Annotated in this window: 14 protein-coding genes; 6 read left to right on the top strand and 8 right to left on the bottom strand. The window is 52.2% G+C overall.

Features of this window, described 5'->3' with window-relative positions; translation table 11 throughout:
• Positions 1-185 precede the first annotated feature (185 nt).
• Complete coding sequence (locus BZK42_RS00280) at positions 186-1,946, top strand: AAA family ATPase (RefSeq protein WP_080858512.1); 1,761 nt, start codon at positions 186-188, stop codon at positions 1,944-1,946.
• 68 nt (positions 1,947-2,014) lie between these two features.
• A complete protein-coding gene (fabA, locus tag BZK42_RS00275; protein ID WP_003035875.1) occupies positions 2,015-2,533 on the top strand; it encodes a bifunctional 3-hydroxydecanoyl-ACP dehydratase/trans-2-decenoyl-ACP isomerase in 519 nt (172 codons plus the stop codon).
• Positions 2,534-2,640: 107 nt separating this feature from the next.
• On the opposite strand, the gene rmf is transcribed toward fabA, so the two are convergent.
• The 6 genes from rmf to rlmKL form a co-directional block, all read right to left on the bottom strand.
• Positions 2,641-2,808 (bottom strand): ribosome modulation factor, encoded by a 168-nt coding sequence (gene rmf / locus BZK42_RS00270; protein WP_003035871.1) that lies wholly within the window; start codon positions 2,806-2,808, stop codon positions 2,641-2,643.
• A gap of 258 nt (positions 2,809-3,066) precedes the next feature.
• Positions 3,067-3,630, bottom strand: coding sequence for a membrane integrity-associated transporter subunit PqiC (gene pqiC / locus BZK42_RS00265; RefSeq protein ID WP_080858511.1), 564 nt, complete (start codon positions 3,628-3,630; stop codon positions 3,067-3,069).
• Entirely contained in the window at positions 3,627-5,267 is a 1,641-nt protein-coding gene (pqiB, locus tag BZK42_RS00260) for an intermembrane transport protein PqiB (RefSeq protein ID WP_003836843.1), read from the bottom strand. Before pqiB ends, pqiC begins: the two co-directional genes overlap by 4 nt.
• 4 nt (positions 5,268-5,271) lie before the next feature.
• The gene (gene pqiA, locus BZK42_RS00255; RefSeq protein ID WP_046275734.1) at positions 5,272-6,519 is read right to left on the bottom strand and encodes a membrane integrity-associated transporter subunit PqiA; all 1,248 of its coding nucleotides are present in this window, start codon (positions 6,517-6,519) and stop codon (positions 5,272-5,274) included.
• Between the two features lie 15 nt (positions 6,520-6,534).
• Positions 6,535-8,442, bottom strand: coding sequence for an ABC transporter ATP-binding protein (locus tag BZK42_RS00250; RefSeq protein ID WP_016152476.1), 1,908 nt, complete (start codon positions 8,440-8,442; stop codon positions 6,535-6,537).
• Between the two features lie 12 nt (positions 8,443-8,454).
• Positions 8,455-10,563: a bifunctional 23S rRNA (guanine(2069)-N(7))-methyltransferase RlmK/23S rRNA (guanine(2445)-N(2))-methyltransferase RlmL gene (gene rlmKL / locus BZK42_RS00245; RefSeq protein ID WP_047359370.1), complete on the bottom strand. Its 2,109-nt coding sequence runs from the start codon at positions 10,561-10,563 to the stop codon at positions 8,455-8,457.
• 98 nt (positions 10,564-10,661) lie between these two features.
• Between rlmKL and BZK42_RS00240 the strand changes: the two genes are divergently transcribed.
• Positions 10,662-11,768, top strand: a complete 1,107-nt coding sequence (locus BZK42_RS00240; protein ID WP_047359371.1) for a YcbX family protein — start codon at positions 10,662-10,664, stop codon at positions 11,766-11,768.
• Here the strand turns inward: BZK42_RS00240 and zapC are convergent.
• Together zapC and pyrD are read right to left on the bottom strand one after the other, a co-directional pair.
• On the bottom strand, positions 11,765-12,307 hold the full coding sequence (zapC, locus tag BZK42_RS00235) for a cell division protein ZapC (protein WP_016152473.1): 543 nt from the start codon (positions 12,305-12,307) through the stop codon (positions 11,765-11,767). The two genes, BZK42_RS00240 and zapC, sit on opposite strands and share 4 nt — an antisense overlap.
• 165 nt (positions 12,308-12,472) lie before the next feature.
• The gene (gene pyrD, locus BZK42_RS00230; RefSeq protein WP_016152472.1) at positions 12,473-13,483 is read right to left on the bottom strand and encodes a quinone-dependent dihydroorotate dehydrogenase; all 1,011 of its coding nucleotides are present in this window, start codon (positions 13,481-13,483) and stop codon (positions 12,473-12,475) included.
• A 242-nt stretch (positions 13,484-13,725) separates the two neighbouring features.
• On the opposite strand from pyrD, the gene ssuE reads away from it, so the two are divergent.
• Genes ssuE through ssuD form a run of 3 tightly spaced genes read left to right on the top strand, consistent with a single transcriptional unit; the run spans position 13,726 to position 16,410 of the window.
• Entirely contained in the window at positions 13,726-14,301 is a 576-nt protein-coding gene (gene ssuE / locus BZK42_RS00220; protein ID WP_016152471.1) for an NADPH-dependent FMN reductase, read from the top strand.
• Complete coding sequence (locus BZK42_RS00215; RefSeq protein WP_080858510.1) at positions 14,294-15,268, top strand: sulfonate ABC transporter substrate-binding protein; 975 nt, start codon at positions 14,294-14,296, stop codon at positions 15,266-15,268. Before ssuE ends, BZK42_RS00215 begins: the two co-directional genes overlap by 8 nt.
• A complete protein-coding gene (gene ssuD, locus BZK42_RS00210; RefSeq protein WP_080858509.1) occupies positions 15,265-16,410 on the top strand; it encodes an FMNH2-dependent alkanesulfonate monooxygenase in 1,146 nt (381 codons plus the stop codon). Before BZK42_RS00215 ends, ssuD begins: the two co-directional genes overlap by 4 nt.
• Positions 16,411-16,416: the final 6 nt, after the last annotated feature.

Below are 16,416 nucleotides of genomic sequence, written 5' to 3'. Positions count from 1 at the left end.
TGCGATCTCAATGTTACCGTGTAACTCTTATCAGAATATCAGCTTTTTCAGCATCTGAAGAAAAGAATATCCAGCCTGTGAACTGTCGCGCGTCATCGCATTCGTTTCACAGCGCTTTCCACGTGTGCAGTGATGATGGTTACGGTATAATCTCGTTTTTTACAACAGACTAAAAAACATCAACTTTGACCATTACGAAACTTGCATGGCGTGATCTGGTTCCTGACACCGATAGTTATCAGGAAGTATTTGCACAGCCGCACGTCACTGACGACACCGATACCTTACTTAGTGATACTCAGCCACGTTTACAATTTGCGCTGGAGCAGCTTCTTCAGCACTGGACGACGTCTTCGTTCATGCTGGTAAAAGCGCCGGAGGAGCTTGAGTACATCAACCTTATTGCACAGGCCGCGCGGCCTCTGCACTCGGATGCCGGAAGTCTCACCGGAGGTCATTATGATATCTCCGGTCACACTATCCGCTATCGTGCAGCTGAGACAGCAGAAGACAATTTTGCGACATTAACCCAGGTAGTCTGCGCTGACTGGGTTGAAGCCGAACAACTGTTTGGCTGTCTGCGTCAGTTCAACGGCGAAATTACCCTACAGCCAGGCCTTGTGCATCAGGCCAACGGTGGTGTGCTGGTTATTTCGTTGCGCACGCTACTGGCCCAACCGCTGCTGTGGATGCGCCTGAAAGCCATTGTCAGCCACGAGCGTTTTGACTGGGTAGCTTTTGATGAGTCTCGCCCGCTGCCCGTCTCCGTTCCACCTATGCCGCTTAAACTCAAAGTGGTATTAGTCGGTGAACGTGAATCACTGGCAGACTTCCAGGACATGGAGCCGGAGCTGGCTGAGCAGGCTATTTATAGCGAGTTTGAAGATAATCTGCAGATAGTGGATGCCGAAACCATGACGCAGTGGTGTCAGTGGGTAACACATACCGCTACGCGCAACAATTTGCCCTACCCGGCCCCTGATGCCTGGCAAGTGCTGATCCGTGAAGCCGTTCGTTATACCGGCGAACAGGATACATTGCCGCTTAACCCGCTGTGGATCACCCGTCAGTTCAAAGAAGTGGCCCCGTTATGCGAGGGCGAAACCTGCAACGCTGAGCAGTTCAGCCTGATGCTAACCCAGCGTGAATGGCGGGAAGGTTTCCTCGCCGAACGAATGCAGGATGAGATCCTGCAGGAACAGATCCTGATCGAGACGGAAGGCGAGCGTATTGGCCAAATCAACGCCCTGTCGGTGATTGAATTTCCTGGTCACCCCCGCGCGTTTGGTGAGCCTTCTCGTATCAGCTGTGTGGTTCATATTGGCGACGGCGAATTTACGGATATTGAGCGCAAAGCCGAGCTTGGCGGAAATATTCATGCGAAGGGTATGATGATTATGCAGGCGTTCCTGATGTCGGAACTCCAGCTTGAACAGCAAATCCCCTTCTCTGCCTCGCTGACCTTTGAGCAATCCTACAGTGAAGTGGACGGCGACAGCGCGTCCATGGCAGAACTTTGCGCATTGATTAGCGCCCTCGCCGACGTTCCTGTTAATCAAAGCATCGCCATTACCGGTTCTGTCGATCAGTTTGGTCGGGCACAACCTGTTGGTGGTCTGAACGAGAAAATTGAAGGCTTCTTCGCCATCTGTCAGCAGCGTGAGCTGACAGGCACACAGGGCGTTATCATTCCTTCAGCGAATGTCAGACACCTGAGCCTGCAGCCCGCTCTGCTACAGGCCGTAGAAGAAGAAAAATTCACTATCTGGGCGGTGGACGACGTGACCGATGCGCTGCCACTGTTATTAAATCTGGTGTGGGATGGTGAAGGCCAGACAACGCTGATGCAAACTATCCAGGAGCGTATTGCTACGGCAACGCAGCAGGAAGGTCGTCACCGTTTTCCCTGGCCGCTACGTTGGCTGAACTGGATTATTCCGAACTGATCGGACTTGTTCAGCGTACACGTGTTAGCTATCCTGCGTGCTTCAATAAAATAAGGCTTACAGAGAACATGGTAGATAAACGCGAATCCTATACAAAAGAAGACCTTCTTGCCTCTGGTCGCGGTGAGCTGTTTGGCGCAAAAGGGCCACAACTGCCTGCACCAAGCATGCTGATGATGGACCGTGTCATCAAGATGACCGAAACCGGCGGCAACTTTGACAAAGGTTATGTTGAAGCTGAACTGGATATCAACCCGGACCTGTGGTTCTTCGGATGCCACTTTATCGGCGATCCGGTGATGCCGGGCTGCCTGGGTCTGGATGCCATGTGGCAGCTGGTTGGATTCTATCTCGGCTGGCTGGGCGGCGAAGGTAAAGGCCGCGCGCTGGGCGTAGGCGAAGTTAAATTCACCGGCCAGGTTCTGCCGACTGCGAAAAAAGTGACTTACCGCATTCACTTCAAACGCATCGTTAATCGTCGCCTGATCATGGGCCTGGCTGATGGTGAAGTGCTGGTTGATGGTCGTCTGATCTATACCGCAAACGATCTGAAAGTGGGTCTGTTCCAGGACACTTCCGCGTTCTAATCAAGGTCAGCTTAGCAGCCAGACATTAACGTCTATTCGTCTTGTCTGGTGGGCAAAAAGGCGAAACCTCCGCTCTGCGGAGGTTTCTTTTATCTAAAGAGACAGAATCAGGCCATTAAAACCCTATCCCCCATGGCTTCTCGCCAGCCTCCCAGCCAGTATGACCTCTGATTCAGCGTCTGATAGGGACACATTTCTTTTGAGCGTCCGGCAATGCCGGCCTGATATCCACGTTGATGTGCCCGTTCCAGGCGATCTCGTTTTTGTCTCTTCATGCCTCGTTTCCCTCATCTTTTGGGTCTGGTGGAAAAGAAAACAGTGATTACTAAGTGTGCAATCACACTAAAACGAATACCCCTAAACATCAGGCTCGTCAATGCGCAAAATTCACGCCAGTGTCATATTTGTGAGCTACCCGCAAAATCATTTGTACAAAAATAGTCTGTCAGAACAGCTATCTCCACGGCTAAAAAAATAAAAAAAACCGCCCCGGGCAATAAACCAGGGGCGGCATAATTTACAATTATTTAAGCTTAAGGGATGCGTTTCAGCTCTTGAGCCATTGCCGTCGCTTCCTGGCTCCAGGCGTTGGCCAGAACCTTCACCATCTCATCGTAGCCGTCTTTATTCTGTACAGCTTCGATGTGGAATGGACGCTTGATCAACTGCCCCTGGTGATTCAGCAGCCATTCACCGCTCACGATGACCTTACCATCGTACCGACCGTGGAAGCCGGTCACGGTAACGTTCAACGTGTCCTGAGTGCTTCCCAGCGGCTGCGAAGCGACAACCCAGCCAGGCAACTGCATACTGAGGTTCGTAACCAGGGTATTGCGCAATTGCTGATCTAATGGGCTGGCCCAGAGATTATTATTCGCTATCACATATTGCACATCGCTGGTCTGGTAAACCACCCCATTACCCGCCAGATAGTCCGGGACCGCAATCTGTTCAACCCACAGCAGACGGTTACCCTGGTTAGCTGAGCTCTGTACGCCCCCTTGCGCGATAGGGAGCTGGTAATAGCTTTTATTTTCTCCGCTGGAGCTGCATGACGTCAGCCAGACCGCCATCATCGCCACTAGCCACTTTTTCATTGTTTCGCCCTCTTCGGCTCTGGATCTTTTTTGTCCTTCGCTTCAAATACCAGCGCATTGCTCTTATCGTTCAACGTTTTCAGTACCGGTTGCAGTTCTCGCAGCACCTGATCAAGACGCTGCATATCCGCCACCATCTTGTTGTAGGCGGCGGACCCCGGCTGGAAGCCCTGCATACTACGGTTCAGTTCGCGCAGCGTGTTCTGCATATCCGCCGGAAGATCCTGCATCGACTGACTGGACGTGATCTTATTCATGTTGTCCAGCGTGGTTTGCAGATGCTTCATCGTACGCTGGCTTTCCGACAACGTATTGGTCGCCTGCTCAATCATCGGGTTCAACGGCAGATTGTTAATCTTATCCAGCGCTTCCATCAGTCGCTGCTGGATCTGCGCCAGACCACCGCTCACGGTCGGAATAATTTGATAACCGTTAAATTCGCGCACACCGGTAATCGGCGGTTCTTTCGGGTAGAAGTCGAGATCGACATACAGAGCGCCAGTCACCAGGTTCCCGGTTTTCAGCGATGCCCGTAATCCGCGTTTAAGCAATTCAGCCAGATGAGCGCCAACATCAGTATCTTCTCCCAGCTGTGCCTTCAGACGTTCTGGTTCGATACGTACCAGCACCGGAATACGGTAATCATTGTTGAAGACCTGACGCATATTCGGTGAGAAGAAAGGTACTTTGCTTACCGTACCCAAACGGATGCCACGGAATTCCAGTGGCGCGCCAGGCTGCAGGCCACGAATTGAATCTTTAAAGAACATCAGGTAATCAATATGATCGGTATACAGTGAATCCTGAATACTTTTTTGGTCGTCATAAAGATTAAACGCAGACTGCTGTGCGACCGGTTCGCCTTGTTCCAGCCCTTCTGGCACATCAAAACTTACGCCACCGCCAAACAGCGTGGAGAGAGAGCCCATTTCCACGCGCATACCTGCCGAAGTAAGATCCACGGCGATCCCACTGTCCTTCCAGAAACGCACATTGCTGGTCACCAGACGATCGTTAGGCGCATTGATAAATAGCTGGTAGCTAATCGTACGCTTTTGCGCATCAAATGTGCTGGTTTCAACCGAACCTACACGATAACCACGGAACAGAACCGGGTCGCCCGGGCTCAACTGACCGGCTTTTTTGCTGTCCAGAATCACACGGATCCCTTTCGCATCTGGCGGCGCCAGCGGCGGTGAATCCAGCAGTTGGTAATTTTCCAGCTTGCTGCCTTTATTGCCAGGCTGCAGTTCAATATAAGCCCCGGACAATAGCGTGCCGAGCCCACTGATACCTTCACGTCCAACCTGCGGCTTCACCACCCAAAAGACAGAATCTTTATGCAGCAGCTTTTCCATTCCGGAGTTAAGACGAGCTTTAATTTCCACATGGGTCAAATCATCAGTCAGGGTTGCGCTCTCGACGATACCGACATCCACGCTGCGGCTCTTAATCGTCGTTTTGCCCCCTTCAATACCTTCGGCATTGGTGGTAATCAGCGTGACTTGTGGCCCCTGATGACTGTAGTGATAAAACAGGACCCACGCGCCAATGAGGGCAGTGACTATAGGGAATATCCACACGGGCGACCAGTTTTTTACCTTTTGCACTTTGGCTTCCCCACTTTTAGATTCCATGCTGTCAGGACTCCTCATGATCTGGTTCACGGTCCCACGACAGACGGGGATCAAATGTCATCGCAGAAAACATTGTCATAATGACGACTAAAGCAAACATCAAAGCACCCATTGCAGGATAAATGTTCATTAACCCTCCCATGCGCACCAGCGCAGAGAGTACGGCAATTACAAAAACGTCGATCATTGACCAGCGACCGACAAATTCTACAACCTCGTAAATTAAATGCATTCGTTCACTGTCGCGTTTGCCGTGCCCTTTGGCATCCCAACACAGCCAGGCAATGGCGATCATTTTCAACGTCGGCACCATAATACTGGCGATAAAGATAACCGCAGCCACCGGGTAAGAGCCTTCGCTCCAGATTAAAACCACGCCCTCGAGTATCGTTGAAGGCAGCTTTGACCCGAGCAGATCGGTGATCATGATCGGCAGAATATTGGCAGGAAGATAAAGCATGATCGACGTAAACAGTAATGCCAATGTCCATTGCAGACTGTTTTTACGCCGCACATAACCTTTCGTCTGACAGCGTGGGCATACCAGCTCGTCTGCCGGAAGAATAGCGGTGCAGCAGGAACAGGAACGCAATCCTTGTCGGATGCCGGGCACACCAGGCTTTAATTCCTGCTTAATGGCTGGCATAGGGGCAATATCATCCCACAGCCAACGGCGATCCACACACTGAAAAGCCCGCAACTGGAGCATACAAAACATGCACCACGGGATGAAGCTGCTGCCCACGCCGATATCGCCGTAGGCCATCAGCTTAACAAAGCTCACCAGCACGCCCGCGAGGAAAATTTCTGCCATTCCCCAGCTTTTTAACTGAAACAAAATACGCGCCAGCCATGTTTTAAGCCGCTCAGGCATATGAACCCGATTCACCAACAGCAAAATGGTCAACAAGCAAAAAGCGGGAACCAACTGAACGAATAAGATAAAGAAGGTACCGAGGCTGGCGTAATCTTCCGAAAAGAGAACGCTGGGGATTTGCAGCAGCGTCACTTCGCTGCTCACCCCCGCAACATTCATATTCACAAAGGGAAAGAGGTTTGACAAAAGCAGCATAAATATTGCTGCTAACACATAGGCGGTAGGACGCTGCCGTGGCGCGTCCCACTCAACCGTTAACGTAGTGCCACATCGTGGACATGCCGCTTTCTGACCATGCTCAAGGCGAGGTAACGCCACCAGCATGTCACACTGCGAGCACAGAATATGCTTCGCGGCATGGTGATGTTCGCACATATGTGCTCCTTTAAATTATGCGCCGTTCTTCAAAGACTCAAGATACTCCCAGCGCTCAAAGGCTTGCTCAAGTTCTTGTTCAGCTTCGTTCAGATTAGCTAATACCTGTTGCGTTTGCTCATGCGGCTGACTGAAAAAAGCGGCGTCAGCTACCTGAGCTTGTAATGCTTCCAGTTTAGCTTCCAGTTCTTCAAGCAGCGCGGGGAGCAGCTCCAGTTCGCGCTGCAGTTTATAGCTTAGTTTGCTCGTGCTGCGTTTGACAATTTCTGCTTTAGGAGCAACGGTTTCCTCTGTTTTTTTCGCAACTGGCTGTTTAAACGCCACATACTGCGATTGCTGGCTGCGGGCATCATGATAACCGCCGACATAACGACCAATTTTACCGCCGCCTTCGAAGATCCAGCATTCGGTGACGGTATTATCCACAAACTGACGGTCGTGGCTCACCAGCAGCACGGTGCCCTGGTAGCTATCAATCAGCTCTTCAAGCAGTTCCAGCGTTTCGACGTCCAGATCGTTCGTTGGTTCATCGAGAATCAAAAGATTACTGGGTTTGAGAAAAAGACGCGCCAGCAGTAGGCGATTGCGTTCCCCACCAGAGAGCGCACGTACTGGCGTCATCGCCCGTTTCGGATGGAACAGGAAATCCTGGAGATAGCCCAGCACATGGCGAGGTTTACCGTTAACCAGCACCTCTTGCTTACCCTCAGCAAGGTTGTCCATCACGGTTTTATCCGGATCCAGTTCGGCGCGGTGCTGATCGAAATACGCCACTTCCAGCTTCGTGCCGACGTGAATGCGTCCGCTGTCAGCCTGAAGCTGACCTAACATCAGCTTCAGCAGCGTTGTTTTACCGCAGCCGTTAGGTCCAATTAGCGCAATCTTGTCGCTACGTTGCACCTGCGCGGAGAAATCTTTTACCAGTTGCTTTCCATCAACCTGGTAATCAACATTCTCCATTTCGAAGACAATCTTGCCAGAACGGCTCGCCTCTTCGACCTGCATCTTCGCCGTGCCCATCACTTCGCGACGTTCGCCACGCTCGCGACGCATGGCTTTCAGTGCCCGCACGCGGCCTTCATTACGGGTACGACGCGCTTTGATGCCCTGACGGATCCAGACTTCTTCCTGAGCCAGCTTGCGATCAAATTCCGCGTTTTGGAGATCTTCCACCCGCAGCGCTTCTTCTTTATCCAGCAGATACTGATCGTAGTTCCCCGGATAGGTCACCAGCTTGCCGCGGTCGAGATCGACAATACGCGTCGCCATATTGCGAATAAATGAACGGTCGTGGGAAATGAAAATAATTGTCCCATTGAAGGATTTCAGGAACCCTTCCAGCCAGTCGATAGTTTCAATATCCAGGTGGTTAGTTGGTTCATCCAGCAGCAGTACGCGCGGGTTGCTCACTAACGCGCGGCCCAGCGCCGCCTTACGCAGCCAGCCGCCCGAAAGCGAAGAAAGCGCGGCGTTAGGATCCAGTCCCAGTTGTGCCAGCACTTCATTAATGCGGCTTTCGAGCTGCCACAGATTATGGTGATCGAGCATTTCCTGAACCCGCGCCATTTCATTCAGGTTTCTGTCGCTGGGATCGGTCATCACCAGGCGCGAAATATCGTGATAACGCTTCAGATATTCAGCCTGTTCCTCAATACCTTCGGCAACGAAGTCATAGACGCTGCCCTCAACATTACGCGGCGGATCCTGCTGCAGACGCGCCACAACCAGGTCCTGCTCATAAATAATACGCCCGTCGTCAAGACCCTGTTCACGGTTGAGGATCTTCATCAGCGTCGACTTACCTGCGCCATTGCGGCCAACCAGACAGACGCGTTCGTTATCTTCGATATGCAGTTCTGCATTATCAAGAAGCGGCGCATCGCTGAACGACAGCCATGCACCATGCATACTGATCAATGACATTTATTTATCCTTTCAGGCTGCGGTAATCAGCCAGCAATTGTGGATCTGGCGGTTACGGGCAAAATCCTGGGAAAGCGTTTTTTGGGTGATTTCTTGTGCTTTTAATCCCAGTTCAGCCAGACCGTCGAGATCCATACGGAACCCACGCTTGTTGTTGGAGAACATGATCGTGCCGTCTTTACGCAGCAGACGTTTCAGATCTTTCATCAGCGCCAGATGATCGCGCTGTACATCAAACGAGTCTTCCATACGTTTTGAGTTAGAGAACGTCGGCGGATCGATGAAAATCAGATCAAACTGTTCATTGGCATCGCGCAGCCAGCCCAGGCAATCGGCCTGAATTAAACGGTGAGCGCGACCACTCAGGCCGTTCAGGCGCAGGTTACGCTCAGCCCACTCCAGGTAGGTACGCGACATATCAACCGTCGTGGTGCTACGCGCACCGCCCAACCCGGCATGAACGCTGGCACTGCCGGTGTAGGAGAACAGGTTAAGGAAATCCTTACCTTTACTCATCTGGCCCAGCATGCGGCGCGCAATACGGTGATCGAGGAACAAACCGGTATCAAGATAGTCTGTCAGGTTGACCCACAGGCGCGCGTTGTACTCGCTTACCTCAATGAATTCACCCTTCTCATTCATCTTCTGATACTGGTTCTTCCCTTTCTGGCGCTCACGGGTTTTCAGCACCAGTTTATTTGGCGCGATTTCCAGGACCGACAGCGTTGCGGCAATGATATCGAACAAGCGTTGACGTGCTTTTTGCGCATCGACCGTCTTCGGCGGAGCGTATTCCTGAACCACGACCCACTCACCATAACGGTCCACTGCAACGTTGTATTCCGGCAGGTCAGCATCATACAGGCGATAGCATTCAATTCCTTCCTGACGCGCCCATTTTTCCAGCTTCTTGATATTCTTGCGCAGGCGGTTGGCATAATCTTCCGCGACCGTGGCTGGCTTGCTGTCCGCAGTGGTCTCTGCAACGTGATAGTTTTTCTGTACGCAATCCAGCGGACCGTTTTTCGCTTTGAACTGCTTATCAGCACGCAATTGCAGGCTGCTGAGCAAATCCGGAGAGGCGCTGAACAGCGACAAATTCCAGCCGCCAAACTGGTTTTTCATCGTACGGCCCAGCAAGCTATGCAGGGCAATCAGCGCCGGTTCGCTATCCAGACGTTCGCCGTAGGGCGGGTTACTGATCACCGTACCATACGGTCCCTTCGGCAGTGGATTACTCAGTTTGGCGACATCTTTAACGTCAAATGTCATCAGATCGGCAATACCTGCGCGACGGGCGTTACTACGCGCTTTTTCAATCACGCGCGCATCGTTGTCGGAGCCATAGAAGTGCGAAGTATAGTCAGCAAGCCCCTTACGCGCACGCACCTGAGCTTCGGCTTTAACCTCTTGCCAGACGGCTTCATCGTGCTGTGCCCAACCGCTAAAGCCCCAGTACCCGCGATGCAGGCCCGGCGCGCGATCGGTTGCCCACATCGCCGCTTCAATCAGCAGCGTGCCGGAGCCGCACATCGGATCGAGTAACGGTGTGCCCGGCTGCCAGCCAGAACGCATAACAATAGCGGCGGCCAGCGTCTCTTTAATCGGCGCCTGACCCGCGCGATCGCGATAACCGCGCTGATGCAAACCGTCACCGCTCAGATCAAGTGCAATGCTGGCGGTATCTTTGTTCAACCAGACATTGATTCGCAGATCCGGAGATTCACGATCCACATTCGGACGCGGCAGATTTTTGCGGGTAAAGGCATCGACAATCGCATCCTTGACCTTCAGCGCGCCGTACTGGCTGTTACGAATGGTCTCGTTCAGGCCGCTAAAATGGACGGCAAACGTAGCACCAGGATTAAATATCTCTGTCCAGTCGATTGCCTGAACGCCGAGGTACAGATCAAGATCGCTGTAGACCTTGCACTCTCCCATCGGCAGGATAATGCGCGAGGCCAGGCGGCTCCACATCAGGCTCTGGTAAACAAGCCGCGTGTCGCCCTTAAAATGGACCCCACCCTGAACGACCTGACACTCCAGCGCGCCGAGGTTTTCCAGTTCAGTTTTTAACAGCTCTTCCAGCCCGCGGGCCGTACTGGCAAACAGAGAATTCATAATGTCACTTTTACTCCTAGAAAATTGCTGCGCATTATAGCTAATATGGGCTGTATGTCATAAAGTTGAAGGCTTATTTTCGTTCAAGGGGCTGTGCAGTGGTAACGTTGACCCGACTTTTTATTCATCCGGTTAAATCAATGCGTGGAATTGGACTCACGCACGCCCTGGCAGACGTGAGCGGTCTCGCCTTGGATCGTATATTTATGATTACCGAACCCGACGGGACGTTCATTACCGCCCGACAGTTCCCGCAAATGGTCCGCTTTACCCCTTCCCCTTTCCACGATGGACTTCATCTCACGGCTCCAGACGGCAGCAGCGCGCTCGTGCGATTCGCAGACTTCGCCACCCAGGATGCGCCGACAGAAGTGTGGGGAAACCATTTTACCGCGCGTATTGCACCAGCGGCTATCAACCTGTGGCTGAGCGGCTTTTTCTCCCGTGACGTGCAGTTGCGCTGGGTGGGTCCGCAACTGACACGCCGGGTGAAGCGCCACGCTGATGTTCCTTTGTCCTTCGCCGATGGTTATCCCTACCTGCTGGCCAACGAAGCATCTCTGCGCGATGTGCAACAGCGCTGTCCGGCAAGCGTCAAAATGGAACAGTTTCGCCCCAATCTGGTGGTTGCGGGGGCTGATGCCTGGGCAGAAGACACCTGGAAAGTGATTCGCATTGGCGACGTCATTTTTGATGTGGCAAAACCCTGTAGCCGCTGCATTTTCACTACCGTTAGTCCAGAAAAAGGCCAGAAACATCCGTCTGGCGAGCCGCTCGCCACGCTGCAAACCTTCCGGACAGCGGTGGATAACGGCGACGTTGATTTCGGCCAGAATCTTATCGCACGCAACAGTGGCGTTATTCGCGTCGGCGATGAGGTAGAAATTTTGGCAACCGGTCCCGCCAGAGCTTACGGTGCGGCGGAGCCAGATGATACCGCACTGGAACAACAACCCGATGCCACGGTACTTATTGACTGGCAGGGACAGACCTTTCGCGGAAATAATCAGCAGGTATTGCTTGAACAGCTGGAAAACCAGGGTATCAGGGTGCCCTATTCATGCCGGGCAGGAATTTGCGGATGCTGTCGAATTCGACTGTTGGAAGGCGAAGTTAGTCCGCTGAAAAAATCAGCGATTGGGGATGACGGGACGATTCTGTGCTGCAGTTGCGTTCCCAAAACGACAATCAGGCTGGAGAGTTAAACCGCCTGCTCAAGGCTGAAACTGTCGGCAATAACCTGCGGTTTCAGTCTGTCATTCATTATTTTAATCGCGTCGCCAAGCTGCATTGTGCGCCCGGCAATAACCACACCAGGTTGTGCAAGCAGACAAAGCGCGGCATTTTCACCCGGTTCAACCACTAACAGGTTTACCTGTTCATCCGTATCGCTTAAATCCACACAAGCAGCATCCCCCACGACTGGCGACCAGTTAATACCGTGTGCGACAAAGTGCCAGCTTTTTGGCATTTGCGGTTTAAGGTAACGAATCGCCACCAGCGCATTAAGCACCAGTTCCGCCTTTTGCTCTTTGGCTAAATCCAGGTAGCGACATTTTTCTTCAAAGGAAAAATAAAGCGCGGCGTCATCAACACAAAAACCCGACGGAGAAAATGCATCCGGAGTGAGCATTTTACGAGCAAAACGCGAACGGAATAACATGCCATTGGCTAAATCGAGCATCATACGATCGTGCTCTTCATCATAATACCAGCGCCAGTTATCGTCGGGTTTAATTCGCATCAGTTTCTCTCCTTTCCTTAATCATCACCATTACGACAGTATCCTTTTGCCGCTTCGTTTATTGCCTTAATAATAAAAGCTCAGAATGTTTAAATAAGCAACAGTAAAGGAATATAAAACAACCAGGGCCAGAAATAAAGCCCTGGATTGTGATTAAGGTAGCATTCAGATATTGGTGACGATTTCTTTAATCAACGGCGGGCCTTTAAAAATAAAGCCCGAATAAATCTGTACCAGAGAAGCACCGGCAGCTATTTTCTCACGCGCCGCGATTACTGAGTCGATACCTCCAACCCCAATAATCGGCAGCTGACCTTTTAATTCCTGAGACAACTGGCGAATAATTTCTGTACTTTTTAATTGTAACGGTCGACCGCTCAGGCCGCCCATTTGATCGCAATTTTTCATTCCCTGAACGAGAGAACGATCGAGAGTGGTGTTAGTCGCAATTACGCCATCAATATTATGACGAACTAAACTGTCAGCAACCTGGATCAGTTCTTCCACAGAAAGATCCGGTGCGATCTTAACCGCCACTGGAACATATTTATGGTGGATCGCTTGCAGATCATTTTGCTTATTTTTAATTGCCGTCAGAAGATCATCCAGCGCCTCACCATATTGCAGCGTACGTAATCCCGGCGTATTCGGTGAAGAGATATTAATCGCGATATAACCAGCATAAGCATAGACTTTTTCCATACAAATCAGATAGTCATCTTTGCCGTTCTCTACCGGAGTATCTTTATTCTTACCAATATTAATCCCCAGAATACCGTCAAAATGCGATTTTTTGACGTTCTCAACCAGGTTATCAACCCCCAGGTTATTAAACCCCATGCGGTTGATCAAACCTTCTGCATCGACCAGACGAAACAGACGTGGTTTATCATTACCCGGCTGAGGACGCGGCGTCACGGTACCAATCTCAATGGAACCAAATCCCATCGCGCCGAGCGCATCAATGCACTCCCCGTCTTTATCCAGTCCGGCAGCAAGCCCGAGTGGATTTTTAAACGTCAGCCCCATACAGGTAACCGGTTTTGCGGGTACTTTCTGGCGGACAAGCGCTTCGAGCGGCGTGCCGGTAATGCGACGTAATTGCTGGAATGTCAATTCATGAGCGCGCTCTGGATCGAGCTGGAAAAGGGCTTTACGAACGAAGGGGTAGTACATGAACTCTCCTGGATTCCCGGTGTGCAAACCGGGGGCGTATTATGTGCGATCGCGAGCAAAAAGGGAATTGACCTGCGGCAATAAATAGCAATCGTTTTCCTGCTTCCTCCTTTTTATTCATTTTTCAACTTTTCTATCCCGTATAAATCATTTCGATAAACAAAGTCTCTCTGCCAGACTGCACAAATTGTTATCAATGTTAATCAAAAGCAAACAATTGGTTATAAGGGGAGAATAAAATTATGCGCGTCATCACTCTGGCGGGAAGCCCACGCTTTCCCTCTCGCTCCAGCGCATTGCTGGAATATGCCCGAGAAAAATTGAACGGCCAGGATGTCGAAGTCTTTCACTGGAACCTGCACAACTTTGCCCCGGAAGACCTGATCTATGCCCGTTTTGACAGTCCGGCGCTGAAGACATTTATCGAACAACTACAGGATGCAGACGGGCTGATTGTCGCAACGCCGGTCTACAAAGCCGCTTACTCTGGCGCACTGAAAACGCTGCTCGATCTACTCCCCGAGCGGGCGCTGGAAGGAAAAGTGGTTTTGCCGCTGGCGACCGGCGGCAGCGTGGCGCATTTACTGGCCGTCGATTACGCGCTGAAACCGGTGCTGAGCGCGTTAAAGGCTCAGGAGATCCTGCACGGCGTGTTTGCCGATGATTCGCAGGTCATCGATTATCAGCATAAACCGCAGTTTACGCCCAACCTGCAGCAGCGCCTGGACAGTGCGCTCGACACTTTCTGGCTGGCGTTGCATCGTCGCGATCTCCAACTCCCGCAACTGAACGCCCTGCGAGGTGCCGCCCATGCTTAATCTGCTCAAGCGTCACACCTCATGGCTGGCATTTACCGGGCTGCTGTCACTGTCATCCTTGGTGCATGCCGCAGAATCGGCTCCGGATGCTCTGCGCATTGGGTATCAGAAAGGAAGCGTCAGTATGGTGCTGGCAAAAAGTCATCAGCTACTGGAGAAACGCTACCCACAGACCAAAATCTCGTGGATTGAGTTCCCGGCTGGACCGCAAATGTTGGAAGCACTCAATATCGGCAGTATCGATCTCGGCAGTACTGGTGACATTCCGCCAATTTTCGCCCAGGCCGCCGGAGCCGATCTGGTTTATGTGGGCGTCGAACCACCCAAACCGAAAGCCGAAGTGATTCTGGTGCCGAAAAATAGCCCGATCCAGAGCGTTGCGCAGCTCAAAGGGCATAAAGTCGCCTTCCAGAAAGGTTCCAGCGCCCACAATTTACTGCTCCGGGCGCTGCAACAGGCAGGGTTGAAATTTACCGATATTCAACCGACTTATCTGACCCCCGCCGATGCGCGAGCGGCCTTCCAGCAAGGAAACGTCGATGCGTGGGCTATCTGGGATCCCTACTATTCGGCCGCATTACTGCAAGGTGATGTGCGCGTGCTGAAAGACGGCTCAGACCTCAAGCAGACCGGTTCGTTTTATCTCGCTGCACGTCCTTATGCCGAAAAAAATAGCGCTTTTGTTCTTGGCGTACTGGATACCTTTAGCCAGGCGGATGCGTTAACTCTCAGCCAACGCCAGCAAAGTATTACTCTGCTGGCTAAAACCATGGGCCTGCCCGAGCCGGTAATTGCGTCTTATCTGGATCACCGTCCGCCAACCACCATTACGCCCGTCAGCGCCTCTGTTGCCGCCCTACAACAACAAACCGCGGATCTGTTTTATGACAACCGTCTGGTGCCGAAAAAAATCGATATTCGCCAGCGTATCTGGCAACCCACTCAGCAGGCAGGAGAAAAATTATGAGTCTGAACATGTTCTGGTTTTTACCCACCCACGGTGACGGTCATTATCTGGGGACGGAAGAAGGTTCGCGCCCGGTCGATCACGGTTATTTGCAACAAATTGCGCAAACAGCCGATCGCCTGGGATTTAGCGGCGTTCTGATCCCAACCGGTCGCTCCTGTGAAGATGCCTGGCTGGTCGCCGCGTCGATGATCCCGGTCACCCAGCGATTAAAGTTTCTGGTCGCGCTTCGTCCAAGCGTAACCTCGCCGACGGTCGCCGCCCGCCAGGCTGCGACGCTCGACAGACTCTCTAACGGCCGGGCGTTATTCAACCTGGTAACAGGCAGCGATCCACAAGAGCTGGCGGGTGACGGCGTGTTCCTTGATCACACCGAGCGCTATGAAGCCTCTGCTGAATTCACTCAGGTCTGGCGGCGTTTGCTGCAAGGTGAAACCGTGGATTTCAACGGCAAACACATTCATGTCCGCGGCGCGAAACTGTTTTTCCCTCCTGTACAACAACCCCGGCCACCGCTTTATTTCGGCGGTTCGTCTGATGTTGCACAAGATCTTGCTGCCGAGCAGGTTGATCTCTATCTGACCTGGGGCGAGCCACCTGAACAGGTGAAAGAGAAGATTGAACAGGTGCGGGCCAAAGCGGTGGCGCTCGGGCGCAAGATCCGCTTTGGTATTCGTCTGCATGTGATCGTCCGGGAGACAACGCAAGAGGCGTGGCAGGCAGCGGATCGTCTGATAGCCCATCTGGATGACGACACCATTGCCAAAGCCCAGGCCGCCTTCTCAAGAACGGATTCGGTTGGTCAGCAGCGAATGGCTGCACTGCACAACGGTAAACGCGACAAACTAGAAATCAGCCCGAACTTGTGGGCAGGAGTAGGACTGGTGCGCGGTGGCGCGGGTACCGCGCTGGTCGGAGATGGTCCGACGGTCGCGGCGCGTATCAACGAGTATGCCGCACTGGGAATCGACAGTTTTGTGTTGTCCGGGTATCCACATCTGGAAGAGGCATACAAGGTTGGCGAGCTGCTGTTCCCACATCTGGATGTCGCTATACCAGAAATTCCACAGCCGCAGCGCCAGCATCAACAAGGTGAAGCGGTGGCAAACGAATTTATCCCACGCAAAATCGCGCAAAGCTAAGGAGCC

Origin of the sequence: Citrobacter braakii, from assembly GCF_002075345.1 — a bacterium.
Taxonomy (GTDB): Bacteria; Pseudomonadota; Gammaproteobacteria; order Enterobacterales; family Enterobacteriaceae; genus Citrobacter; species Citrobacter braakii.
This window is presented reverse-complemented; position numbering and strand designations above follow the sequence as displayed.

Excerpts from the sequence above, each read along its gene's own strand:
- fabA (WP_003035875.1), top strand. The coding sequence starts at position 2,015 with ATGGTAGATAAACGCGAATCCTATACAAAAGAAGACCTTCTTGCCTCT.
- rmf (WP_003035871.1), bottom strand. The coding sequence starts at position 2,808 with ATGAAGAGACAAAAACGAGATCGCCTGGAACGGGCACATCAACGTGGA.
- pqiC (WP_080858511.1), bottom strand. The coding sequence starts at position 3,630 with ATGAAAAAGTGGCTAGTGGCGATGATGGCGGTCTGGCTGACGTCATGC.
- pqiB (WP_003836843.1), bottom strand. The coding sequence starts at position 5,267 with ATGGAATCTAAAAGTGGGGAAGCCAAAGTGCAAAAGGTAAAAAACTGG.
- pqiA (WP_046275734.1), bottom strand. The coding sequence starts at position 6,519 with ATGTGCGAACATCACCATGCCGCGAAGCATATTCTGTGCTCGCAGTGT.
- BZK42_RS00250 (WP_016152476.1), bottom strand. The coding sequence starts at position 8,442 with ATGTCATTGATCAGTATGCATGGTGCATGGCTGTCGTTCAGCGATGCG.
- rlmKL (WP_047359370.1), bottom strand. The coding sequence starts at position 10,563 with ATGAATTCTCTGTTTGCCAGTACGGCCCGCGGGCTGGAAGAGCTGTTA.
- zapC (WP_016152473.1), bottom strand. The coding sequence starts at position 12,307 with ATGCGAATTAAACCCGACGATAACTGGCGCTGGTATTATGATGAAGAG.
- pyrD (WP_016152472.1), bottom strand. The coding sequence starts at position 13,483 with ATGTACTACCCCTTCGTTCGTAAAGCCCTTTTCCAGCTCGATCCAGAG.
- ssuE (WP_016152471.1), top strand. The coding sequence starts at position 13,726 with ATGCGCGTCATCACTCTGGCGGGAAGCCCACGCTTTCCCTCTCGCTCC.
- BZK42_RS00215 (WP_080858510.1), top strand. The coding sequence starts at position 14,294 with ATGCTTAATCTGCTCAAGCGTCACACCTCATGGCTGGCATTTACCGGG.
- ssuD (WP_080858509.1), top strand. The coding sequence starts at position 15,265 with ATGAGTCTGAACATGTTCTGGTTTTTACCCACCCACGGTGACGGTCAT.